Annotated in this window: 20 protein-coding genes and 5 tRNA genes; 16 read left to right on the forward strand and 9 right to left on the reverse strand. The window is 35.8% G+C overall.

Annotated elements, in window-relative coordinates:
* Positions 1-6: 6 nt before the first annotated feature.
* The 3 genes from ulaA to BQ5209_RS06385 are packed head-to-tail and all read right to left on the reverse strand — an operon-like array spanning position 7 to position 2,140.
* Complete coding sequence (gene ulaA / locus BQ5209_RS06375) at positions 7-1,368, reverse strand: PTS ascorbate transporter subunit IIC (protein WP_085247711.1); 1,362 nt, start codon at positions 1,366-1,368, stop codon at positions 7-9.
* A 20-nt stretch (positions 1,369-1,388) separates the two neighbouring features.
* The gene (locus BQ5209_RS06380) at positions 1,389-1,661 is read right to left on the reverse strand and encodes a PTS sugar transporter subunit IIB (protein WP_085247712.1); all 273 of its coding nucleotides are present in this window, start codon (positions 1,659-1,661) and stop codon (positions 1,389-1,391) included.
* A gap of 35 nt (positions 1,662-1,696) precedes the next feature.
* The gene (locus tag BQ5209_RS06385; protein ID WP_085247713.1) at positions 1,697-2,140 is read right to left on the reverse strand and encodes a PTS sugar transporter subunit IIA; all 444 of its coding nucleotides are present in this window, start codon (positions 2,138-2,140) and stop codon (positions 1,697-1,699) included.
* Between the two features lie 324 nt (positions 2,141-2,464).
* On the opposite strand from BQ5209_RS06385, the gene BQ5209_RS06390 reads away from it, so the two are divergent.
* The gene (locus BQ5209_RS06390; protein WP_085247714.1) at positions 2,465-3,493 is read left to right on the forward strand and encodes a LacI family DNA-binding transcriptional regulator; all 1,029 of its coding nucleotides are present in this window, start codon (positions 2,465-2,467) and stop codon (positions 3,491-3,493) included.
* A 179-nt stretch (positions 3,494-3,672) separates the two neighbouring features.
* Here the strand turns inward: BQ5209_RS06390 and BQ5209_RS06395 are convergent.
* Both BQ5209_RS06395 and tgt read right to left on the reverse strand, forming a co-directional pair.
* Positions 3,673-3,749 (reverse strand) — tRNA-Pro (locus tag BQ5209_RS06395).
* 73 nt (positions 3,750-3,822) lie between these two features.
* Entirely contained in the window at positions 3,823-4,959 is a 1,137-nt protein-coding gene (gene tgt, locus BQ5209_RS06400; protein ID WP_085247715.1) for a tRNA guanosine(34) transglycosylase Tgt, read from the reverse strand.
* A gap of 137 nt (positions 4,960-5,096) precedes the next feature.
* On the opposite strand from tgt, the gene BQ5209_RS06405 reads away from it, so the two are divergent.
* Positions 5,097-5,780, forward strand: coding sequence for a M48 family metalloprotease (locus BQ5209_RS06405; protein WP_143421864.1), 684 nt, complete (start codon positions 5,097-5,099; stop codon positions 5,778-5,780).
* A 90-nt stretch (positions 5,781-5,870) separates the two neighbouring features.
* Here the strand turns inward: BQ5209_RS06405 and queA are convergent, their stop codons facing one another.
* Entirely contained in the window at positions 5,871-6,911 is a 1,041-nt protein-coding gene (gene queA, locus BQ5209_RS06410; protein WP_085247717.1) for a tRNA preQ1(34) S-adenosylmethionine ribosyltransferase-isomerase QueA, read from the reverse strand.
* Between the two features lie 151 nt (positions 6,912-7,062).
* Between queA and loiP the strand changes: the two genes are divergently transcribed.
* A complete protein-coding gene (loiP, locus tag BQ5209_RS06415; protein ID WP_085247718.1) occupies positions 7,063-7,821 on the forward strand; it encodes a metalloprotease LoiP in 759 nt (252 codons plus the stop codon).
* A gap of 148 nt (positions 7,822-7,969) precedes the next feature.
* Here the strand turns inward: loiP and BQ5209_RS06420 are convergent, their stop codons facing one another.
* On the reverse strand, positions 7,970-9,184 hold the full coding sequence (locus BQ5209_RS06420) for a pyridoxal phosphate-dependent aminotransferase (RefSeq protein WP_085247719.1): 1,215 nt from the start codon (positions 9,182-9,184) through the stop codon (positions 7,970-7,972).
* Between the two features lie 146 nt (positions 9,185-9,330).
* On the opposite strand from BQ5209_RS06420, the gene BQ5209_RS06425 reads away from it, so the two are divergent.
* The 7 genes from BQ5209_RS06425 to BQ5209_RS06455 all read left to right on the forward strand — a co-directional run bounded on the left by BQ5209_RS06425 (position 9,331) and on the right by BQ5209_RS06455 (position 16,317).
* A complete protein-coding gene (locus BQ5209_RS06425; RefSeq protein WP_085247720.1) occupies positions 9,331-9,600 on the forward strand; it encodes an ACT domain-containing protein in 270 nt (89 codons plus the stop codon).
* A gap of 36 nt (positions 9,601-9,636) precedes the next feature.
* Entirely contained in the window at positions 9,637-10,992 is a 1,356-nt protein-coding gene (locus BQ5209_RS06430; RefSeq protein ID WP_085247721.1) for a PFL family protein, read from the forward strand.
* A 317-nt stretch (positions 10,993-11,309) separates the two neighbouring features.
* Positions 11,310-11,786, forward strand: coding sequence for a PTS sugar transporter subunit IIA (locus tag BQ5209_RS06435; RefSeq protein ID WP_167370321.1), 477 nt, complete (start codon positions 11,310-11,312; stop codon positions 11,784-11,786).
* 9 nt (positions 11,787-11,795) lie between these two features.
* Positions 11,796-12,074 (forward strand): PTS sugar transporter subunit IIB, encoded by a 279-nt coding sequence (locus tag BQ5209_RS06440; RefSeq protein ID WP_085247723.1) that lies wholly within the window; start codon positions 11,796-11,798, stop codon positions 12,072-12,074.
* Between the two features lie 10 nt (positions 12,075-12,084).
* Positions 12,085-13,470 (forward strand): PTS galactitol transporter subunit IIC, encoded by a 1,386-nt coding sequence (locus tag BQ5209_RS06445; protein ID WP_085247724.1) that lies wholly within the window; start codon positions 12,085-12,087, stop codon positions 13,468-13,470.
* Positions 13,471-13,563: 93 nt separating this feature from the next.
* The gene (locus tag BQ5209_RS06450; RefSeq protein ID WP_085247725.1) at positions 13,564-15,627 is read left to right on the forward strand and encodes a BglG family transcription antiterminator; all 2,064 of its coding nucleotides are present in this window, start codon (positions 13,564-13,566) and stop codon (positions 15,625-15,627) included.
* 27 nt (positions 15,628-15,654) lie between these two features.
* A complete protein-coding gene (locus tag BQ5209_RS06455; protein ID WP_085247726.1) occupies positions 15,655-16,317 on the forward strand; it encodes a class II aldolase/adducin family protein in 663 nt (220 codons plus the stop codon).
* A 177-nt stretch (positions 16,318-16,494) separates the two neighbouring features.
* Here the strand turns inward: BQ5209_RS06455 and dhaL are convergent, their stop codons facing one another.
* Both dhaL and BQ5209_RS06465 read right to left on the reverse strand, forming a co-directional pair.
* Positions 16,495-17,124, reverse strand: a complete 630-nt coding sequence (gene dhaL / locus BQ5209_RS06460; RefSeq protein WP_085247727.1) for a dihydroxyacetone kinase subunit DhaL — start codon at positions 17,122-17,124, stop codon at positions 16,495-16,497.
* Position 17,125: 1 nt separating this feature from the next.
* Positions 17,126-18,130 (reverse strand): dihydroxyacetone kinase subunit DhaK, encoded by a 1,005-nt coding sequence (locus BQ5209_RS06465; RefSeq protein WP_085247728.1) that lies wholly within the window; start codon positions 18,128-18,130, stop codon positions 17,126-17,128.
* A gap of 283 nt (positions 18,131-18,413) precedes the next feature.
* On the opposite strand from BQ5209_RS06465, the gene tcdA reads away from it, so the two are divergent.
* The 6 genes from tcdA (at position 18,414) to BQ5209_RS06495 (ending at position 22,770) form a co-directional block, all read left to right on the forward strand.
* Positions 18,414-19,208, forward strand: a complete 795-nt coding sequence (tcdA, locus tag BQ5209_RS06470) for a tRNA cyclic N6-threonylcarbamoyladenosine(37) synthase TcdA (RefSeq protein WP_085247729.1) — start codon at positions 18,414-18,416, stop codon at positions 19,206-19,208.
* A gap of 310 nt (positions 19,209-19,518) precedes the next feature.
* Positions 19,519-22,215, forward strand: a complete 2,697-nt coding sequence (adhE, locus tag BQ5209_RS06475) for a bifunctional acetaldehyde-CoA/alcohol dehydrogenase (protein WP_085247730.1) — start codon at positions 19,519-19,521, stop codon at positions 22,213-22,215.
* A 151-nt stretch (positions 22,216-22,366) separates the two neighbouring features.
* Positions 22,367-22,442: transfer RNA gene (locus BQ5209_RS06480), tRNA-Thr, on the forward strand.
* A 34-nt stretch (positions 22,443-22,476) separates the two neighbouring features.
* Positions 22,477-22,561, forward strand: a tRNA-Tyr gene (locus BQ5209_RS06485).
* Between the two features lie 55 nt (positions 22,562-22,616).
* Positions 22,617-22,691, forward strand: a tRNA-Gly gene (locus BQ5209_RS06490).
* 3 nt (positions 22,692-22,694) lie between these two features.
* Positions 22,695-22,770 (forward strand) — tRNA-Thr (locus BQ5209_RS06495).
* The last annotated feature ends 201 nt before the right edge of the window (positions 22,771-22,971 follow it).

The following is a 22,971-nucleotide window of genomic DNA, read 5'->3' on the forward strand; positions in this document are numbered from 1 at the left end:
GTATGCTTAATTTTTTGCATCCACTTTAGGTTTAGCTACGTAATTATAAATAACTAATATGGCAAAAATAGCAATAAAAATACCCATTATCATATCTTTGTTAAACCATTTAGCCATATTACCAAGAATAATTCCAATACCACAAAAATCGACATCGGAGAAAGTCGTATTAGCAAAACCCAGTGATCCTAATACTGGCAATAACATAACAGGTAAAAATGTGACTAATAAACCATTAGCAAACGCACCTAGCATGGCACCACAACGCCCTCCTGTTGCATTGCCAAATACGCCAGCAGTAGCACCGCAAAAGAAATGGGGAACAACGCCCGGCAATATGAGGACTAAGTCTAATTGTCCTAGAACAAATAATCCGACTAGCCCACCAAGGAAGCTAAATAAAAAGCCAATGAGCACTGCATTAGGCGCATATGGGAATACCACCGGGCAATCAAGAGCAGGTTTGGCATTAGGGACTAATTTTTCCGAAAACCCTGTAAAGGCAGGTACAATTTCAGCCAGAATTAATCGCACACCTTGAAGAATAATAAATACCCCAGCAGCAAACGTAATTGCTTCTATAATCGCATAAACTAAATAATTATCACCTTTGCTTAGATTGGTTTCAACATAGCTTGCACCAGCAGATACCGCTAGAATGAGATAGATAATCATCATTGTTAATGAGATTGAAATTGAACTATCTCGCAAAAAGCTTAAGTTTTTAGGTAAATTCATCTCTTCGGTTGAACGAGAGTTTTTACCGACAACTTGTCCAAGCCACCCCGCTAATACATAACCTAAAGTACCAAAATGTCCAAATGCAACATCATCATTATCCGTAATTTTACGCATATGAGGTTGTGCTAACGCAGGGAAAAAAGCCATAATCAACCCAAGTACTAATGAACCTGTGAACACGAGTTGCCAGCCTTTAAAACCCGCTACGGTTAAAATAATACTAATCATACAAGCCATATAAAAAGTATGGTGTCCTGTCAAAAAGATAAATTTTAAACGTGTAAAACGTGCAACCACAATATTGGCGACCATACCAAATGCCATAATCAATGCAGTTGCTGCACCGAATTCATTTAATGCCATAGAAACAATGGCTTCGTTATTAGGAATGATGCCCTGTAATTTAAAAGCTTGTTCAAACATTATTCCTAGTGGGGTAATTGCGCTGATAAGTACACTTGCACCACCGCTCAATACCAAAAAGCCTAAAATCGTTTTAACTGTGCCTTTTACGGTATCTGCAAATGATTTATGCTGGGCAATTAGCCCAACCATCGCAATTAAACCCACTAATATCGCAGGTACTTTTAAAATATCTACAATAAATTTTACCATTTCTTGAATCATGGCAACACCTCATAGGTTAGTTAGCACTTAGCAAAATGTTCAACGAGTTTTTCTTCTAATTCTTTGATGTCAATGATATTATTTAGTACAACTAATTTATTATCAGGAATACCTGAACTGGCCGCTAAATCTTTTGTCATGACAAATATATCAGCTTGATCAGGTGTTGCTGAAGCAAGATCGGCATGTGTGACCTCTGCATCAATATTTAATTTTTTAAGGACTTTTTTGATATTCATTTCAACCATAAAGCTACTACCAAGACCTGAACCACAAACTGCCATAATTTTCATTGTGTTTATCCTTTTTTTATTGAGTTTAAATAAATTTAATAATGATTGATAACAGACAATATTTGAGCAGGGGTTTGCGCATTAAAAATTGTCTGGATATCATTTTGTTCACTAAATAGTGCAGCCAATTGAGTTAATATTTCAATGTGACTAGTGCTATCTTTCGCTGCCAATAAAGTAATTAAATAAACAGGATCATTTTCTTCTGAATTAAATTTGACACCTTTCTTCACCAATAGCATTGATAGACCTAATTGGTTTACCCCTTGTTCTGGTCTTGCATGTGGCATTGCAATGCCAGGGGCTAATACATAATAAGGTCCAATTGATTGGTGTAATTTGAAAATTGTCTCAATGTAATTGGAGGAAATAGTATTATTTGCTAATAACGGTGATGCACAAATCTGTATAGCTTCTTTCCAATCATTGACTGAATCAACAATATTTACCGTTTGTTGTGTTAACCATTTTCCGAGCATTTTTCCTCCATTAAAATTTTGTTAATAATTTGTTAAGAAATTAACACATGATGTAAAAATAGCTATGCGAAAAATAATAAAAATGTGATAGCGCTATCAAACTTGAATAAAATTTTATTTATTTTGTGATATCGATAACATTTTTAATCAATTAATTAAAAATAATTACGTTGATAGAATAATATTATTTGAATCTTGTGGTTTAAAAGGTAGCTACTATTTGATGATCATATTAATTTATCGTTAATTTTCAGCTGACCTATTATTGTCAAAATCAGTGTTGTTTAAATGAGTGTTTAGATTAAACTTACTTAGGATTAAAAAATGCAAAGCGTAAAAAAAAGGAGGAATACCGGACAGGTTACTTTATTTGATGTGGCTAAATATGCTGGTGTTGGCTCTATGACGGTATCTCGCGCTTTACGTAGTCCAGAGCGTGTTTCAGATAAACTTCGTAAAAAAATTCAAATTGCCATCGATGCGTTAGGGTATAAACCCAATGTTGCAGCTAGTTTGTTAGCATCAGCAAATGCTAATCAGGTCATCGCAGTTATAACTACCAAGATCTATGATAGCGCCACTCGAATATTACTTAATACGCTACAAACAAGTTTAGCAAAAGAAGGTTATGCCATATTGATTATTGAATCATACCATTACGCTAAATGCGAAGCACAATTACTAAATACACTATATAGCCATAATCTTAAGGCAATACTCCTTTTTTATGTAGAAAATGATGATTTTATTCGACAGATAGCTCGAAATAAAACCGTTCAAGTGATGAATATTGGTAAGCAATATGATGAATTAACCAATCTGAATGTGGGATTGGATGATGGTTTAGCAATGTATATGTTGACTGAACATGTGATTGAAAAAGGTTATCGATATATTGGATTGCTTTGTGCTAACCAGCAGTATCACCTTTTTCAACAACGTTTACATGGTTGGCATAAAGCAATGCTAAATCACCATTTATCTACTCATAGGATCATCAATGCCGCTAAGCCCGCTAATTTTAGCACTGGTAGCGAATTACTTCCGGATGTGCTTTTGAACTGGCCAGAGATAGATGCATTAATCTGTACGACAGATGAATTAGCATGTGGCGTGCTTTATGAATGTCAACGGAGGCATATTCGCGTTCCATATCAATTAGCGGTAAGTGGATTTGGCGATAGCGAGTTTAGCAAAGTAAGTTTTCCACCACTAACCACCGTTGCACAGCCGTCTGAACAAATTGGCAAATATATGGCCAATCTACTATTAAATAAGTTAAGAGATGAAACCAATTATCAATCAGACTTATCAGCGTTAGCGCCAACGATTCAATCAAGAGATAGCTTATAGATTTTGTTAGTCTGAAATAATAAAATGAAGCGTGCTGAATTGATAAGTATCGTTCCTTTGATTGTATTGCAAAAATCGTATTGGCTAGCTTTGCACAAAGCATCATCTGTTTAAATTTAGCCAAAATAGAGGGGGTAAATAAAAAAGCCTACTCGAATGAGCAGGCTTTTTTTCGAAATTGGTCGGCGAGAGAGGATTCGAACCTCCGACCCACTGGTCCCAAACCAGTTGCGCTACCAAGCTGCGCTACTCGCCGTTAGGAAGCGCATAATACTGCGCTAACTAAAAAGTGTCAATACTTACCACAAAAAATTATGTCTGTTACCTGTTTATTTTGCTAAAGGAGCAGGCGTTTTGCCAATGCGTTGATAAAATTCGACAACAAAATCTTCGTAACGTTTGTTAGCAACTGCTTCACGAATTTCTGCCATTAAGCGTTGATAATAACGTAAATTATGGATGGTATTTAAACGCGCACCTAAAATTTCACCACACTTATCTAAGTGATGAAGATAAGATTTAGTATAATTTTTACACGTATAGCAGTCACAATGTGGATCAAGCGGTGTGGTGTCGTCCTTATATTTAGCATTTCTGATTTTAATCACTCCATCGGTTACAAATAAGTGACCATTACGCGCATTTCGGGTTGGCATCACACAGTCAAACATATCAATTCCTCGGCGTACTCCTTCAACTAAATCTTCAGGCTTACCCACTCCCATTAGGTAACGAGGCTTATCGGCAGGTAATTGTGGACAAGTACCTTCTAAAATTCGGTGCATATCCGCTTTAGGTTCCCCAACAGCCAATCCCCCAACTGCATAGCCATCAAAGCCAATTTCGGTTAATCCTTTAATTGAGATATCACGTAACTCCTGATGTATACCTCCTTGCACGATACCAAATAGCGCATTTTTGTTGCCTAATTCATCAAATCGCTGGCGACTTCGTTTGGCCCAGCGTAATGACATTTCCATTGATTTTTTGACGTAATCCCAATCAGCTGGAAAGGGCGCACATTCATCAAAAATCATGACAATATCTGAACCTAAATCATATTGAATTTCCATTGAGATTTCAGGTGATAAGAAAATCGAATCGCCATTAATCGGATTACGAAAATAGACGCCTTCTTCTTTAATTTTGCGAATGTCACCAAGACTGAAAACTTGAAACCCACCAGAATCGGTTAAAATAGGTCCATGCCATTGCATAAAATCATGTAAATCACCGTGTTTTCGCATGATTTCTTGCCCAGGTCTTAACCATAAATGGAATGTATTACCGAGTAAGATTTGAGCCCCAGTTGCTGCAACCTCTTCAGGTGTCATACCTTTTACGGTGCCATAAGTACCGACAGGCATAAATGCAGGTGTTTCAACAGCATATTCGACCCCTCGTCGATCGAATTTCATACGACCTCGACGTGCTAACCCGTCGGTATTGTCTAATTCAAATTTCATTTTTTATTAACCTCTTGCGACCAAATAAACAGTTTGGCGCCAATCATTGTTATAATACGTTGCCGTATCATTAATTTGTGGAAGCATAGTTTATCGTGCTAGGGCTCAATAAACAATATTGGAAGGATTTAAACAGTTTGAAGTATATTTTTTTATTTTTAATGTCCTTTTTTTCAATTGGATTATTAGTTGGTTGTCAAAACCAAAATGACGAAGCTACATTGATTATTACATCAGAACAAATTAAACAGTTATCTGAACAAGACATCGTAGCTATTGGCGCGCAAGCATGCGCTCAATCAGATAAGCGATCTGTTATTGCTAACGAAAATAGTTGGCTCAACAAAAAACTTGAAATGCTAACCCAAACGTTGCCTAAACAGATTAATAATATTGAAGTAACTTACAAAGTTTATTTAAATTCCGACCCTAATGCATGGTCGACTATTAATGGTTGTATTCGTATAAATAGTGGGCTTATGAAATTATTAAATGATAATGAGTTACAGGCAGTTTTAGCGCATGAACAAGCTCATATTGCCCTTAAGCACACTGTAAAATCATTTAAACTAGCCCCTTACGTTGAGATAACCAATAAAGATAAGGAAATAATTGTTCTTGTTAAAGAAGAGATTGCTCAACAATATGAGTTTGAAGCCGATCTTTATGCTCTAGATCTATTAGTCAGTAAAAATATTGATCCTACGGGGCTTATCACTATGTTAAAAAAGATGCCGATTCATTCAACAAAAAAAATAACATCACATCCATCAACTACAAAACGTATTGATCATATTTTAGATAGATTAAGCAGTAAATAAATATTTATATGAGTAGTTTTAAAATAGCCAAGCAAGTTTTAGCTACTACGACTTAGTTTAACTTTATTTGGCTATTTATTTAACATGCCTTTAAGAGTGATTATCCTGAGCGGTGATAAACATTGCATCGCCGTAACTAAAAAATCGATAGTTCTCATTAACTGCATGTTGATAGGCATTCATGGTATTTTTGTAACCAGCAAATGCAGAAACAAGCATAATCAATGTTGATTCAGGTAAATGGAAATTAGTGATCAGTGAGTCAATAACCTTAAATTGATAGCCCGGATATATAAAAATTTGGGTATCGTTAAAAAAAGGTGCTATTTTACCTGTTTTTTGTGCAGCACTTTCTAAAGCTCGAACAGACGTTGTTCCCACGGCGATTACTTTATTGTTTCTCGCTTTACATGCTAACACCGCCTCTACAACAGATTCAGGTACTTCGGCATACTCTGAGTGCATAACATGTTCTTGAATATTTTCAACTCTAACCGGTTGAAATGTTCCTGCGCCAACATGTAGAGTGACAAATGCCATTTCAACTCCTTTTTGTTTTAATCTTTCTAATAAAGGTTGATCAAAATGAAGGCCTGCAGTCGGTGCAGCAACAGCACCGGGCACTTTACTATAAACAGTTTGATAAACTTCACGATCTTGTTCATCATCAGGACGATCGATATAAGGCGGTAATGGAATATGACCGATTTTGTTTAAAATAGTAAGTATGTCACTTGGAAATTGTAATTCAAATAAACTATCGTGGCGCGCTAGCATAGTAACATTAATGGACTCATCTTCACCTAATATCAGTTCAGCACCTACTTTAGGTGATTTTGATGCTTTAATATGCGCAAGCGCACGATTATTGTTCAATAATCGTTCAATTAAAATCTCGATTTTTCCGCCTGATTTTTTTTTACCATATATTCTTGCTGGAATCACTTTAGTATTATTAAAAATAAGTAAATCGCCGGGATTAATTTTATTAATAATATCTGTGAATATACCGTGTTCAATCTCACCGTTGCTACCATTAAGTGACAAAAGTCGACATGCGCTTCGGGTTGTAGATGGGTGTTTGGCAATGAGTTCGTTTGGAAGCGAAAAATCAAAATCTGATAGTTGCATAATTGTATACCTTGAAAAATGGGGACTAGTCTAAATCCCAGATAATCAGTTCGCAAGTAATTATTTGTTGATTATTATTAAAGTTCCGTTAAAATTTCGCGCGCTAACGAAAGTTAGGAAAAAGTTAATTATGTAATTATAAGGAAAAATTATGAAAAAACATCAAAAAACATTGTTAGTTGCACTACCTTTAGTTGCTACTATGTCACTTGTTGGTTGTAAAAGCATGAGCGTAGATGACTTAACTAGTCTTGGCATGAAAGGTTTCAAAGCTGCAACGCTCAGTGATAATGATGTAAAAGAAGTAGCTAAGCAAGCTTGTGCTGAAATGGATGCTCAATCAAAAGTTGCTCCGGCTAAAAGCGCTTATACTAAAAGATTAAATAAAATTGCTAAAGCGCTTGGTAATAATTTAGATGGAACGCCAATTAACTATAAAGTATACATTACAAAAGATGTTAATGCGTGGGCAATGGCTAATGGTTGTGTCCGCGTATATAGCGGTTTAATGGATATGATGACTGACAATGAAATTCAAGGTATTTTAGGGCATGAATTAGGTCACGTTGCTTTGGGTCATAGTAAGAAAGCTATGCAAGTTGCTTATGCAACCGAATTAGCTCATGATGCAATTGCTGTATCAGGTAATGCGGCAGCCGCTAAATTATCTAAATCTTCACTTGGTGCTTTAGCTTCTTCTGTTATTAATGCGCAATTCTCTCAAAGTCAAGAAAAAGAAGCAGATAACTACTCATTTGATTTTCTAGTAAAAAGAAAAATCAATCCAGCAGGACTAGCTTCAGGATTTGATAAATTAGGTGGGGGTGATGCTTCAATTTTAAGTAGCCATCCATCTTCATCAGATCGCGCGGCTAATATTCGTAAGAAAATTGCAGAATTAAAAAAATAATTTCTGAGATTGCCATTTATTAAAGCGCCATTAATGGCGCTTTTTTTATGTAGTATTTATTGCATTTGATAGCAGAAATTTGTTGATTGCTTTATTGGGGTATCTATCAATGCATAAATTCGTGAATTCACAAAAAGTATTGTTCTTTTTATTGCTTATAAGTAGATAAGAATTTAGCAAACCGCCCAATAGCGTCTTCTAGGTCTCCTGAGTGAGGTAAAGCAACAATTCTAACATGATCAGGTTTATGCCAGTTAAATCCAGTTCCTTGCACAAGTAACACTTTTTCTTGTAACAAAAAGTCTAATACCAATTTTTGATCGTTTTGGATGTTAAATTTTTTCTGATCTAATTTTGGAAATAGATACAAAGCACCTTGTGGTTTAGTACATGTTACGCCGGGAATATCATTAAGTAAACGCCACGCCAACATACACTGATCGTATAATCGTCCCCCAGGTACAATAAATTCGTTGATACTTTGATAACCACCTAGTGCACCTTGAATTGCATGTTGTAATGGCACATTGGCACATAAGCGCATTGACGCCAACATATTTAAACCTTCAATATAGCCTTTTACATGGTGTTTAGGGCCACAAAGCGCCATCCAACCTTGCCTGAACCCTGCAACACGATAGGTTTTTGATAGACCACTCATGGTAATAACAAATAAATCGGGTGCTAATGCGGCGATAGAATAATGCTTAGCATCATCATATAAAATTTTATCGTAAATTTCGTCAGCAAAAATAATCAAATTATGTTGTCTAGCAATTTCCGCGATTTCAAGTAACACATCTTTACTATAAACAGCGCCAGTTGGATTATTGGGATTAATAATCACTATTCCTTTGGTTTTAGAAGTGATTTTTTGTTTAATATCTTCTAAATCTGGTGACCAGTTTGCTTCTTCATCACAAAGATAGTGCACCGCATTACCGCCAGACAAGCTAACTGCTGCTGTCCATAATGGGTAATCTGGCATAGGAACGAGTATTTCATCACCACTATTAAGTAATGCTTGCATCGATTGCACTATTAGTTCTGATACACCGTTGCCTATGTAAATATCTTCAACATCTAAACTACTAATTCCTCGGGCTTGATAATGTTGCATGATTGCTTTTCGAGCAGAATAAAGACCCTTGGAGTCACAATAACCTTGTGATGAAGATAAATTTCTAATTACATCGACTAATAATTCGTCTGGAGCAGCAAAACCGAAAGGGGCAGGATTTCCAATGTTAAGTTTAAGAATAGTTTGACCTTCTTCTTCAAGTCGCTTTGCATGCTCAAGAATGGGACCTCGGATGTCATAACAAACATGATCCAATTTATTCGATTTTTGGAAATTTATCATAATTCTGCTCTTTTTAGTTTTTTGTAATGATATTTTTATTTTTACTGAAAAAATAATCTACTCCTATTTCGATAATTTTTGAAGATGCTATTATGGTTAGCTCAATAAATATTATTTAATTGTCTAAATTTTGTGCGGAGAGTGTTATGAAAACCATTTTAACGGTAATAGGTAAAGATCAAACAGGTATTATTGCCGGTATTAGCCAAAAATTATATGAATTAGATATTAATATTTTAGATGTCAGCCAAACGATTATGGATGAGTATTTTACCATGATTATGTTACTTGACTTGTCTAAAATCCATGTGACTTTTGATGAGGTAAAAACAGCATTGATACAAACAGGTGAAAAGCTAAAAGTTAAAGTAAATCTTCAAAGAGAAGAAATTTTTGATGCTATGCATCGTTTGTAATATCAATTCTATATTTTTTATAAAAGGAGAGTATTAATGGAAACAAAACAGATCCTCGAAACCATTAAAATGATTGAGGAAGAAAAGCTTGATATCCGTACAATAACCATGGGTATTTCTCTCCTTGATTGTATAGATAGTAATGGTGAAAAAGCACGACAAAAAATTTATGACAAAATCACACGCTTAGCTAAAAACTTGGTCAAAGTTGGCGATGAGATTACCTCAGAATTTGGTATTCCAATTATCAATAAACGTATTTCTGTTACACCTATATCATTAATTGCTGGTGCAAGCGATGATAAAGATTATGTCGCGTTTGCCAAAATACTTGATGCAGCTGCCAAAGCGGTGGGCGTTAACTTTATTGGTGGCTTTTCGGCACTGGTGCAAAAAGGCTATCATAAAGGCGATGAAATTTTAATTAAATCTATTCCTCAGGCACTCGCACAAACCGAACGAGTTTGTTCATCAGTTAATGTTGGTTCAACCCAAACAGGGATCAACATGGATGCTGTAAAGCAAATGGGGCATATTATCAAAGAAGCGGCGAAATTAACTGCAGATAATAGCAGTATGGCATGCGCTAAGTTAGTTGTGTTTGCCAATGCAGTTGAAGATAACCCATTTATGGCCGGTGCTTTTCATGGTGTAGGTGAAGCTGATTGTGTTATAAATGTGGGTGTTAGTGGACCGGGTGTAGTTAAGCGAGCGCTGGAAAAAGTTAAAGGTGAACCTTTTGATATTGTTGCTGAAACCATCAAAAAAACCGCATTTAAAATTACACGAATGGGGCAACTAGTTGGTAAAGAGGCTTCCGAACGTTTGGGTGTTAAATTTGGCATTGTCGATTTATCGTTAGCACCAACGCCAGCCATTGGTGACTCGGTTGCTCATATTTTAGAAGAAATGGGATTAGAAGCAGTGGGCACGCATGGCACAACAGCAGCACTAGCAATGCTTAATGATGCGGTAAAAAAAGGCGGCGTGATGGCATGTGGTCATGTTGGTGGTTTAAGCGGAGCATTTATCCCTGTTTCTGAAGATGCAGGGATGATTGATGCTGTCAATAACGGTGCACTAAATCTTGAAAAACTTGAAGCAATGACTTGCGTGTGTTCCGTTGGACTCGATATGATTGCAATCCCCGGTGATACGCCAGCTGAAACTATTTCAGCAATTATTGCTGATGAGGCCGCAATAGGGGTGATTAACCATAAAACAACCGCGGTACGAATTATTCCTGCGGTGGGTTTAAAAGTCGGCGATAATATCGAGTTTGGTGGCTTATTAGGTCATGCACCGGTCATGCCGGTAAGCAAATTTGGATCATGTGATTTCATCAATCGTGGGGGGCGAATTCCTGCTCCAATTCATTCATTTAAAAATTAATGTATCAATTTTTAATAATCTCGTTATTTCCTCATTCCGTCTGTACTAAAGCAGGCGGAATATCAGAACATTAGCTCATTTATTATGTTCACAATAGCATATTTTTAAATCTGGCCAGTCAATGAATCTTATTGTTACAACATAATTATCCCTATGATGCGCAATATCATGGATATTATTTGGTATCAAATCCATTCGTCTGTTTTATCTTAATTTCCTACAATTAATACTATCAAATTAGTGTTGATTTAATTCTAGCAATAGCAAATTAACAATATTTCTAAAAGTTTGCTGATCACATCATGATGGAGGATGAAATGGGAGATGAATCTAACGACCAAATGTTTTTTGTAGATTTGATTCTTTTAGATAAAAACTTTCAAAATACAAATCAATTTTTCGATTTTACGTTTCCTATTTTAAAAAGTGGAGGTTATGTGAATCATTCCTTTTTAGATGCAATTAAACAAAGAGAGTCTTCATTTCCTACCGCATTACCAACCGAGCCTTATGTGGTTGCAATGCCGCATACTGATGTAGAACATGTTATTAGGCCGTTTATCTTTTTTACTCGAGCAAAAGAAACCATTCCATGGTGTGAAATGGCAAATAATGACCGTGTATTAAAGGCTAAATTTATATTTTTGTTAGGGTTTAATCAAAAAGATGGACATATTGATTTATTGCAAAAATTGATGTCTTGCTTTGTGAATTCGCATTTTTTAGAAGAACTTTATCACGCAAAAACCAAACATGAAATTTTTACACTATTGACATCCAATATTAATTTATAAGGAGGCATTATGAAAAAAGTTATTGTTGCATGTGGCAGTGGAGTGGCTACATCACAAACTGTTGCAAGTAAGGTTACTCGTTTATTAAAAGAACGGAATATTGATGAGATAAAAGTAGAAGTTGTGGATCTGAAATCTGTCGATACTCACATTAAAAATAGTGCTGCTTATATAGCGATAACTAAAATTGAAAAACAGTACCCTATTGCTGTCATCAATGGTATTGCTTTTCTAACAGGAATAAATATGGAAGCGGAGTTACAAAAAATTATTGATGCCTGTAAATAGGAGTACAAATATGGAATTTCTAGGAACAATTATAAATTATATTTTGAATTTAGGTGCGCCAGTTTTTGTACCATTCATTATGCTAATTGCTGGGTTAATTGTACGCATGAAATTTAGAGATGGTGCTTCGGCTGCCATTACGCTAGGTGTGGCATTTGTTGGTATGAGTATGTTAATTGGCTTTATGGTTGGTGCTATTGGCTTAGCTGCGCAAACTATGATGGAACGAACAGGGATTGAATTGAGTATTATCGATGGCGGTTGGACAACTATGGCGAATGTATCTTGGGCTTGGCCATATGCTTTTCTTATGTTTCCTTTGCAAGTGGGTGTCAATATTTTAATGTTGGTATTAAAAAAGACTGATACCTTTAACGCAGACTTATGGAATGTGTGGGGGAAAATTTTTACCGCATTTATTGTGGTTGCCGTCGCTACCCCAATTTTAGGTGCTGTTGCGGCTTTGCCTCTTGCCTTTATTATTGCTACTTTGCAGATCATATTAGAGCTTAATTCGGGGGATATTAACCAACATCGAATTGAAAAACTCACGGGTATTCCGGGGGTAACTTGTACTCATAGAATGTTATTTTTCAGTGCGATTTATTATCCTTTTGATCTACTCCTTCGCAAAATACCTATTTTAAATAAACCAATGGACGCAGCAACATTACGTTCCAAAATTGGTATATTTGCTGAAAATCATGTGATTGGTTTTTTATTAGGTGTGATTTTCGGGATCATTGCTGGTTATGATGTTGCTGCTATCTTAATGCTAGGTGTACAAGCCGCTACTGCGCTTATGTTATTCCCAATGATCTCTAAGTTATTTATGCAGGCATTATCGCCAATTTCTGAAGCAATTAGTGATTATATGAATAAACGATTTGCTGGGCGTAAATTATTTGTTGGTTTGGACTGGCCATTTATGGGTGGTTCGAGCGAGATTTGGTTTACAGTAATTGTTGCTATTCCTTTTACCTTAATTTGGGCTGTTATTTTACCGGGTAACAAACTTCTCCCTTTTGCTGGCATTATCAATCTGGCACTTATTGTTCCTGCATATATTTTAACTAAAGGAAACACATTAAGAATGGTGATTTTAGCCATTATTGGTGTGCCATTTTTCTTATTTGTTGGAACTCAATTTGCACCGATTATTACCGATTTAGGATTAACAACTAAGGCTATTGATATTCCAGCCAATCAGCTAATTTCAAATAGTTCTATCGATGCGCCTATTTTTACTTATGCATTTTCATTTATTTGGCAATGCATGCAAGGCTATTTTGTTCCATTGTTTTTTGCTATTTATTGGTGTACGGGATATTTCTTTTATGCTCGTGAACTGCGTAAAGAGACCATGCAGGATATAGCGGAAAAAAATAATGAATAAATGAGATCTAAAGTATTCGTTGAACATATTTTGCAGTAAACCTGGTGGTAATGTTATTTACCACCAGACAACGAACAATAAGGTAATTATTATATGGTTGTCGATAAGCGAATTCATGCAGTTTTAAAAGCATTAATTCATAATCCAAATATGAGTGGCGTTGAGCTTCAATCTGAATTTGGATTAACCCGTAAACAACTTAGTTATACCATTAAGAAAATTAATGGCTTTCTTGAATCATCTAATCTTGAATTAATTAAACGATTTAAAACAGGTAAGTTTAGTGTTCCCAAATTAGTGATCGAAACCTTTAGGGATGAGCCAGTATCGCTTGCTATTGGACGTTATATTTATTCTGAAGATGAACGAGTTCATTTACTGCTCTTTTTTCTGTTAATTAGAACGGAAAGGATGTCGTTAATACATCTTTCTTCGTCGCTTACTGTCAGTCAAAACACTGTTATTAATGATATCAAAAAAGTACAAGCAATGATTGTTCAATATCATTTACAAATTACCTATGATCGTGAGAATGGTTATCGTATTATCGGAGAGGAAATCGACAAACGTTATTTGCTGCTCAAATTAATTCGTCGAATTATTAGTATGCCAATAGCTGATAAAATTTTTAGAGAAAATGAGATTATTACCCAAGGTCGTTTAGAACAAGTAGGACAGGTTTTTTGTGAAATAGAAAAAAAATTAAAAATTGTTTTTACTGATGAACAGTTGCAAGAGCTGACTTACTTTATTTGTTTTATGCTACAGCGCATAGAAACCGATAAAAAAATTGAGCATTTGCCTGAAAATTATACTGAAGTTGCAAATAGTCGTGATTTTCAATTATTGAAAAAGCTCATTGAAAAATTTGGTATTATTGATCTTAATGAGCAAATTTTTTTAATGGTATTAGTGCAAAGCTCTAATATACAAACTCTATCCGATAAATATTTCCATTTAGATGCAGTGCTATTAGAAAGTGTCGTTGAGGTTATTGCTAATTTTGAACATATTAGTTGCATTACCTTTAAAGATAAGAGCGAACTGATTGAACGTATTTATCAGCATTGGAAACCTGCTTATTATCGTATTCGATATCATATTTCTAATATTAACAGTGTATATGACATCGTATTGCAAGAATTTGGTCACTTACATGAAATGGTACGAAAAGCGATTTCCCCTTTTGAAAAAATATTGCATTGTAATATGCCAGATGAAGAAGTCGCTTTTATTACGGTACTATTGGGCGGTTGGTTAACTCGAGAAGGTTTGATTAATCGAATTAAAACAAAGAAGATAGCTATTTTTGTTTGTGAAAATAGTGCAACTGTCTCAACTTATCTTTACTTGACTTTACAAGTATTGCTCCCAGAATTACATTTTTCTGATGCTATGTCTAAACGAGAGTTTGAAAAATATCATCACTATTACGATATTGTTTTTTCTACCTCACATTTATCTACCGATAAATTGTTATTTATTGTTAATCCTTCACTAAATAATTTTCATAAAAATGCTTTTCGTCATCAAGTAATTGGTACTTTACAAGGCATTGATCCTAGCATTATTCAAGTTGATGAACTGATGTTAATTATTGAAAAATATAGCAATATCAAAGATAAAAAAGCACTGCAAAAGGAGTTAACTGCATACCTTTATAACGATGAAATGAGTGATAACCCCGTACTAATAACGCAACAGGAAATTCCCTCACTAGCAGACTTAATGCAAAAAGAACATATCCATATTATCGAACAGGTTGAAATAACATGGCAAGATGCGTTGGCATTAGCTGTGCAGCCACTGTTAAACAATCAATCTATAGAAAGTTATTATCTTGAAAGAATGGTTAATAAAATCCAATTTGAACAACCTTATATTATGCTGGTCGATGGATTAATTATTGCCCATGCTGGCATTGATGATGGTGTAAATAAAGTCGCTATGTCTTTACTTAAACTATCAGAAAGACTCACTATTTGTGGTTATATGCAAGCTGATTTAATTGTTGTTTTAGCAACAAATAATCCACAAAAACACCTTAAAGCACTAGCCCAATTAAATGAATTATTAGAATTTCACGAAGGCGCAACGCGAATACGAAATGCCAAAAGTAGCCATGAAATTTGGGAATTGTTTGCCAATTATCAATGAATATCTTGTCAAAATAGGAGTTACACAATGTTAGAGATACAAAAACAATATGTGGTCGATATGGCTAAAACATCGAGTGAGTGGGGGCTTTGTAAACATAAAGCAGGTAATTCTAGCGTTCGTGATAAAGATTCGGGGTATGTTCTTGTCACGCCAACAACAATTGATAAAAAGTTGTTAACAATTCGGGATATTGTTGTGATGGATCTTGATGCAAATGTTATTGAAGCCGATTCCGGATTGAGACCAACCAGTGAGTGTTTAATGCATCTTGAGATTTATAAAGCTCGCCCAGATATTTTTGCTATTTCACATACGCATTCTATTTTTGCAACTTCATTTGCCGTATTAGCAAAACCTATTCCTGCCGTTGTTTATGAGTGTGCAATTCTTAATTTAAAAGATGGTGTGATCCCTGTTGCACCCTATGGGCGACCGGGTACTCAAGACCTTTCAAATAGCGTTATAGAACCGATAAAACGAGCTGATGCCATTTTAATGGAAAAGCATGGTGCTATTGCAGTAGACAAAGATCCTTATGAAGCTGTATTAAAAGCTGCATATATTGAAGAGATGGCTGAAATATACTATCACGCTTTACTGCTTAATGGTGGTAAAGATCCAGGTGGATTTCCGTCAGAGGAGTTACAGCGTTGGGCCTATCCTTCACAAATTAAATTTAAAAAATAATTTTTAGTTTATTTATTTTAGTCAATTAATAGAAAAATAGTGAATCAGTAAAAAATTTTATTTTAAAAAATTAGATGTTGTTTGAATACTTAGACATTTTATCAATAATACTTAGAATATTCTTTTATCGATATTGCGATGAGGATGTCCGCCGATGATATCGGCGGATTTATTGTTTTATTGGGTTTGGATATATTCATTCATATATTTCAAAATATATGCCATTGAAGCCGCCCCTGGATCCATGTGACCAATTGTGCGTTCTCCTAAATTTTTAGCTCGTCCAAATACAGCGATCATCTGTTTTGTTTTTTCTGCGCCCTCCATAGCAGATTGTGCTATTTTAGGTAGCGCATCTATTAATTTCAAAGAAGTTAATTGACCTGCGGTTGTTGCACTAGCGGCTAAGGCATCAACCATCGTTTTATCACCTGGTTTGGCTTTTCCACGTTGATAGACTGCCTGCCAACCTTCGTTAAGGAGTTTTGATAATGTATCAGAATCAAACTCTGTTACGCCTGTAATACTTTTTCCGCCTGCTCTAAATAAAGTACCAAAAATAGCACCAGAAGCTCCGCCCATACTTATCATTAATTTTGTACCAATTTGCGTAAAAAAATCACCTATATTAGTTGGTTGAAATTTTTCGTCTTGTAGTAGCACCATGATAGCTGCAAATCCACGTTTTATGCCAATGCCGTGATCACCATCGCCCACTACTTGATCTAATGTGGTTAATGCAGGCTCACTTTCGACCATTTTTTCGGCGGTAAATAACATCATTTTACGAACTTGTAATAAATTCATTCTATTTTCTCCATCCTAGTGTTTGGCAAGGTAAATCATAAAGATGCTGCAATTCTTCATCTAATTTCATTAAGCTAATTGAAAAACCAGACATTTCAAGGGATGTACAAAAATGGCCAACAACGACATCGTGGCTGATTATTCCGCGTGTATCCAGTTCAATACCGACTTTACGTGTTACGATGAACAATTCGGCGTTACTAAGTGCGCCTAAATTATTAATTAATACACACACTCGATCGCCTTTTTTAAACGGTAAATCATCGCACAGGTTGTCTATCATCTCTTTAACAACTTCATCAGATGATGTTATAGCTTGTCGACGCAATCCTGCTTCTCCATGAATACCAATACCAATTTCAATCTCGTTATCATCTAATTCAAAATTGAAATGATTTGATTGAGGTAATGCACATCCATCTAGGGCGACACCAATGGTACGTACATTGTTGTTTGCTTTTGATACTACTTGGTAGAGATTTTCAAGATCATATTTTTCAAATTGTGCGGCAGAGCCAGCAATTTTGTATAAAAACATAATACCAGCAACGCCACGACGATCAGAAATCTTAGATAATGGTGCCGAGGCAATATCATCAGTTGCTCGAATCGTTTTGATGACAACATTTTCTTCTTCTAATATTTCGGCTGCAATATCAAAATTCATTCCGTCACCAGAATAGTTGCCAAACAAAAATAGTACGCCTTTTCCTTTTTCTATAGTTTTGGTTACTTCAATAATTTGATCTGGAGATGGCGATGTGAAAACTTCGCCAATTGCACAGCCATCAATACCGCCTTTACCAATGAATCCTGCAAAGGTTGGTTCGTGACCACTACCACCACCTGAGACAATAACTACTTGATCGCTGGCAATATGGTTACCATAAACGGCACAATGTTCAGAAATCGCAGTCAATCTCCCCTGATAGGCATAGATCAACCCTTGCATGACTTCTTGTCTGACATTATTGGGATCATTAAGTAGCTTTTTGGGTTTGCGCATTCTTTATTTCCTCTTTAATTATAGTTAACAACGTTTTATTGTAGGGAAAATTAATAACTCAAACGAATACAATTAATGACAAATAGTATCCTACTTATTGCGCATCATCGGGATGATTAGTTGATCTTTATGAGAGCTAGAAATTTAGTGTTTTATTCTTGAAAGGGTATAGTATCACTAATACTTATTAATAACTTGTTTATAAAATAATATTACAGTTATAATTTGTGAAAAAGTTTCAGGAGAGTAGGTGTTTGAGTATAAGCACCATTAATCATTGTCTATGAATACAGAATCTTATCTTCAACGTTTTGGTGGTGTTGCAAGGCTTTATGGTCAGTCGGCTTTGCAACGCTTTTCGCAAGCACATATTTGTGTAATTGGTGTTGGCGGTGTGGGATCTTGGGTTGCAGAGTCGCTCGCTCGTAGTGGTATTGGTCAAATTACCTTAATTGATATGGATGATGTATGCGTGACAAATACTAATCGTCAAATTCATGCCTTAAAATCTAATATAGGTAAAGCTAAAACTTCAGTGATGGCAGAGCGTATTTTACAAATTAATCCTGAATGTGTGGTGAATGAAATTGATGATTTTATTAATATAGATAATGTCGGCGAATATTTGGGAACAAAGCAATCACCACGGTATAACTATATTATCGATGCAATTGATAGTGTAAATGATAAAGCAGCGGTACTTGCATATTGTAAGCGACAAAAATTAAAAGTAATTACCATTGGCGGGGCTGGTGGGCAAAAAGATCCAACACAAATTAAAATTGCTGATTTAGCCAAAACTATTCAAGATCCATTAGCTGCGAAATTACGTGAAAAGCTAAAGCATAATTATAAATTAAACAAAGATAGTAAAGGCAAATATGCCATTGCTTGTGTATTTTCGACTGAACAATTAACGTATCCTGCAAAAAATGGACAAATATGCTTTACAAAAAGTGATGCTGAAGGCCCTAAAAAAATGGACTGTGAATCGGGGTTTGGTGCAATTACAACAGTTACAGCTACCTTTGGTTTTGTGGCCGTTAGTTATGTGTTAAATAAATTGTGTAACACCTGATTTTTCTAAACAACCCTATTTTCTTTTCCTCATAGTAGATGGTATTAAATAATAGTTGCTTTTTTATTCATGTTAGTTTCTTTTTTGTTCGTTTTTTAATTATCCATTGCTTTTTTTTACTGAACACAGCTATAAATAAATTATTTACTTTTAGTAACATGCTTTTTTTTATGCAATATATTATTGTATAAAGTAAAAATCTGATTTACGATAACGTTAATTTCGTTTTGTTATTATGCTTAAGCATTAAATAGTTTCATGGAAGACGCCAAACGATCCCGATTTATTTTTTTATTTCAAGGAGAAATTTATGGCAGTAACTAATATGAATGAGTTAAATGAGTTAATGGCTCGAGTCAAAAAAGCACAGGAGACTTATTCAACTTATACTCAAGAGCAAGTTGACAAAATCTTTGTGGCAGCAGCAACCGCCGCAGCTGCGGAACGAATCCCTCTTGCACAGCAAGCTGTTGCTGAGTCAGGGATGGGAATTGTTGAAGATAAAGTCATAAAAAACCTTTTTGCTGCTGAGTATATTTTAAATAAATATCGTCACGATAAGACTTGTGGCGTAGTAGCTGAAAATGAACCATTTGGTACCATCACTTTAGCAGAACCTTTAGGTATTATTTGTGGAATTGTTCCTACCACTAATCCAACTTCTACCGCAATTTTCAAATCCTTAATTAGTCTAAAAACACGTAACGCAATAGTCTTCTCTCCACATCCTAGAGCAAAAAAATCAACGATTGAAGCTGCTCGAATTGTGTTAGATGCCGCAATAAAAGCCGGTGCACCAAAAGATATTATTGGTTGGATTGATGAACCATCTATTGAGTTATCTAATGCGTTAATGCATCACGATGATGTGGCAGCTATTTTAGCGACCGGTGGACCGGGTATGGTTAAAGCAGCTTATAGTTCAGGTAAACCAGCATTAGGTGTTGGAGCCGGTAATACGCCTGTTGTTATTGACGAAACAGCAGATTTGAAACGTGCTGTAGCTTCTGTACTTATGTCTAAAACCTTTGATAATGGTATGATTTGTGCCTCAGAACAAGCTATTGTCGTGGTTGATTCTGTATATGATGAAGTGCGCCGTTTATTAGCTCAATATGGCGCATATGTCTTAAATGCGAAAGAAACCAAAGCAGTACAAGGCATTATTTTAAATGATAAAGGCGCGTTAAATGCCAATATTGTTGGTCAACCAGCAACAAACATTGCTGAAATGGCAGGTTTTAAAGTGCCAGCTGGTTCGAAAGTGCTTGTCGGCGAAGTGAGTAAAGTTGATTTATCTGAGCCATTTGCTCATGAAAAACTCTCACCAACGCTTGCTATGTTTAAAGCGAAAGATTTTTCTGAAGCGGTTGATAAAGCAGAAAAATTAGTTGAAATGGGTGGTATGGGGCATACTTCTGTCCTTTACACTGATCAAGATAGCAACCGTGAACGGATTGCTTATTTTGGTAGTAAAATGAAAACTTGCCGTATTTTAATTAACCAACCGGCAGCTCATGGTGGTATTGGTGATTTGTATAATTTTGATTTAGCGCCATCTTTAACATTAGGATGTGGCTCTTGGGGTGGTAACTCGGTATCTGAAAATGTTGGACCGAAACACTTAATTAATAAGAAAACCATCGCTAAGAGAGCAGAAAATATGTTATGGCATAAACTACCAAGTTCTATCTATTTTAAACGTGGCTCACTACCTGTTGCTTTAAATGAAGTAGTTGAGCAAGGCGCAAAACGTGTATTTTTGGTAACAGATAAATTCTTATTTAATAATGGTTACTCAAAACAAATCACTGATCAATTAGAAGCGCAAGGCGTTATTTGCGAAACTTTCTTTGATGTTCAAGCGGATCCAACATTAAGTATCGTGCGTAAGGGTACTGACTCAATGCAAGCATTCCAACCAGATACGATTATCGCATTAGGTGGTGGTTCACCAATGGATGCAGCAAAAATTATGTGGGTTTTATATGAGCATCCTGAAACAAAATTTGAAGAATTAGCATTACGTTTTATGGATATTCGTAAACGTGCTTGCCACTTTCCAAATATGGGGCAAAAAGCAAAATTAATTTGTGTAACAACGACATCAGGAACTGGTTCTGAAGTGACACCATTTGCTGTTGTTACTGATGATGCAACGGGTCAAAAATATCCATTAGCGGATTATGCAATTACTCCTAATATGGCTATTGTAGATGCTAATTTAGTGATGAATATGCCTCGCTCACTTTGTGCGGCAGGTGGCTATGATGCAGTGACACATGCATTAGAAGCCTATGTGTCAGTTATGGCCAGCGAGTTTTCTGATGGACAAGCGTTACAAGCATTAAGTTTATTAAAAAATTACTTACCAGCTAGTTATAGAGAAGGTGCTAAAAATCCAGTTGCACGTGAAAAAGTTCATAGTGCAGCGACCTTAGCTGGTGTCGCTTTTGCCCAATCATTCCTTGGTGTTTGTCACTCAATGGCACATAAAATTGGTGCGGCATTCCATATTCCACATGGTGTAGCAAATGCGATGTTAATAAGCAATGTTGTACGTTTTAATGCGACCGACAAACCAACTAAACAAGGTACGTTTAGTCAATATGGTTACCCGAATGCCATAGAGCGTTACGCGGAAATAGCTGATCACCTAGGGCTAACTGTTGCATCTGATAAAAATGAAACCAAAGTCGAAAAATTAATTGGCTGGTTAGATCAGCTCAGGAAAGATCTTGATATTCCATTCTCTATCAAAGAATTTGGTGTGGATGAAAATACTTTCTTAGCACAAGTTGATCAATTGGCAGTTGATGCATTTGATGATCAATGTACTGGTGCAAATCCACGTTATCCTCTAATTGCGGAGTTAAAGCAAATTTTGCTTGATACTTATTATGGTCGCGTATATCAAGACAAAGGTGATATTAGCGAAGATGTAGCTGTGCATACAGCGGCTAAAGGTGTCCAGACTCCTAAGAAAAGAGTAGCTAAAAAGAAATAATATAAATTAAATTTTGATCAAAAAAAGACCTGAAATAGATCATATTTCAGGTCTTTTTTATGTTTTTGATTTTTTTTTAAGCAAACAAAATAAAATTTGTTTTTTTTGCTTGCAAGGTTAAATGTTCTAGTTCATAATGCGCAGCACTTAGGCCGGCTTAGCTCAGTAGGTAGAGCAACTGACTTGTAATCAGTAGGTCGCCAGTTCGATTCCGGCAGCCGGCACCATTTTCCTAAGTAGACAAATTTAAAAAAGATTCGGGGTGGGGTTCCCGAGCGGCCAAAGGGAGCAGACTGTAAATCTGCCGTGTCACACTTCGAAGGTTCGAATCCTTCCCCCACCACCATTATCTAATATTAGCAATAGCTAATTGAAGCATTTAGGTAGCCGAGTTTGAATATGCGGGCATCGTATAATGGCTATTACCTCAGCCTTCCAAGCTGATGATGCGGGTTCGATTCCCGCTGCCCGCTCCAATTGCTGATATAGCTCAGTTGGTAGAGCGCACCCTTGGTAAGGGTGAGGTCGGCAGTTCAAATCTGCCTATCAGCACCACTCTTGTTAATTTCCTAAACTTCTAAAATATTGAATTTGCCTGCTTTAATGCTTGTCACTAGATAGCTTTATCTGTTATCATTCAGAGCTGATTTTAAGTTAGTATTATGTTGATTTAAATATGATACTTGGTTAATGTGGTGACTCACCACCGATTTGTATTACATTTGAGGGACAATCAATGTCTAAAGAAAAATTTGA

The organism is Gilliamella mensalis, from assembly GCF_900103085.1.
Taxonomy (GTDB): domain Bacteria; phylum Pseudomonadota; class Gammaproteobacteria; order Enterobacterales; family Orbaceae; genus Gilliamella; species Gilliamella mensalis.

Excerpts from the sequence above, each read along its gene's own strand:
- ulaA (WP_085247711.1), bottom strand. The coding sequence starts at position 1,368 with ATGATTCAAGAAATGGTAAAATTTATTGTAGATATTTTAAAAGTACCT.
- BQ5209_RS06380 (WP_085247712.1), bottom strand. The coding sequence starts at position 1,661 with ATGAAAATTATGGCAGTTTGTGGTTCAGGTCTTGGTAGTAGCTTTATG.
- BQ5209_RS06385 (WP_085247713.1), bottom strand. The coding sequence starts at position 2,140 with ATGCTCGGAAAATGGTTAACACAACAAACGGTAAATATTGTTGATTCA.
- BQ5209_RS06390 (WP_085247714.1), top strand. The coding sequence starts at position 2,465 with ATGCAAAGCGTAAAAAAAAGGAGGAATACCGGACAGGTTACTTTATTT.
- tgt (WP_085247715.1), bottom strand. The coding sequence starts at position 4,959 with ATGAAATTTGAATTAGACAATACCGACGGGTTAGCACGTCGAGGTCGT.
- queA (WP_085247717.1), bottom strand. The coding sequence starts at position 6,911 with ATGCAACTATCAGATTTTGATTTTTCGCTTCCAAACGAACTCATTGCC.
- loiP (WP_085247718.1), top strand. The coding sequence starts at position 7,063 with ATGAAAAAACATCAAAAAACATTGTTAGTTGCACTACCTTTAGTTGCT.
- BQ5209_RS06420 (WP_085247719.1), bottom strand. The coding sequence starts at position 9,184 with ATGATAAATTTCCAAAAATCGAATAAATTGGATCATGTTTGTTATGAC.
- BQ5209_RS06425 (WP_085247720.1), top strand. The coding sequence starts at position 9,331 with ATGAAAACCATTTTAACGGTAATAGGTAAAGATCAAACAGGTATTATT.
- BQ5209_RS06430 (WP_085247721.1), top strand. The coding sequence starts at position 9,637 with ATGGAAACAAAACAGATCCTCGAAACCATTAAAATGATTGAGGAAGAA.
- BQ5209_RS06435 (WP_167370321.1), top strand. The coding sequence starts at position 11,310 with ATGGGAGATGAATCTAACGACCAAATGTTTTTTGTAGATTTGATTCTT.
- BQ5209_RS06440 (WP_085247723.1), top strand. The coding sequence starts at position 11,796 with ATGAAAAAAGTTATTGTTGCATGTGGCAGTGGAGTGGCTACATCACAA.
- BQ5209_RS06445 (WP_085247724.1), top strand. The coding sequence starts at position 12,085 with ATGGAATTTCTAGGAACAATTATAAATTATATTTTGAATTTAGGTGCG.
- BQ5209_RS06450 (WP_085247725.1), top strand. The coding sequence starts at position 13,564 with ATGGTTGTCGATAAGCGAATTCATGCAGTTTTAAAAGCATTAATTCAT.
- BQ5209_RS06455 (WP_085247726.1), top strand. The coding sequence starts at position 15,655 with ATGTTAGAGATACAAAAACAATATGTGGTCGATATGGCTAAAACATCG.
- dhaL (WP_085247727.1), bottom strand. The coding sequence starts at position 17,124 with ATGAATTTATTACAAGTTCGTAAAATGATGTTATTTACCGCCGAAAAA.
- BQ5209_RS06465 (WP_085247728.1), bottom strand. The coding sequence starts at position 18,130 with ATGCGCAAACCCAAAAAGCTACTTAATGATCCCAATAATGTCAGACAA.
- tcdA (WP_085247729.1), top strand. The coding sequence starts at position 18,414 with ATGAATACAGAATCTTATCTTCAACGTTTTGGTGGTGTTGCAAGGCTT.
- adhE (WP_085247730.1), top strand. The coding sequence starts at position 19,519 with ATGGCAGTAACTAATATGAATGAGTTAAATGAGTTAATGGCTCGAGTC.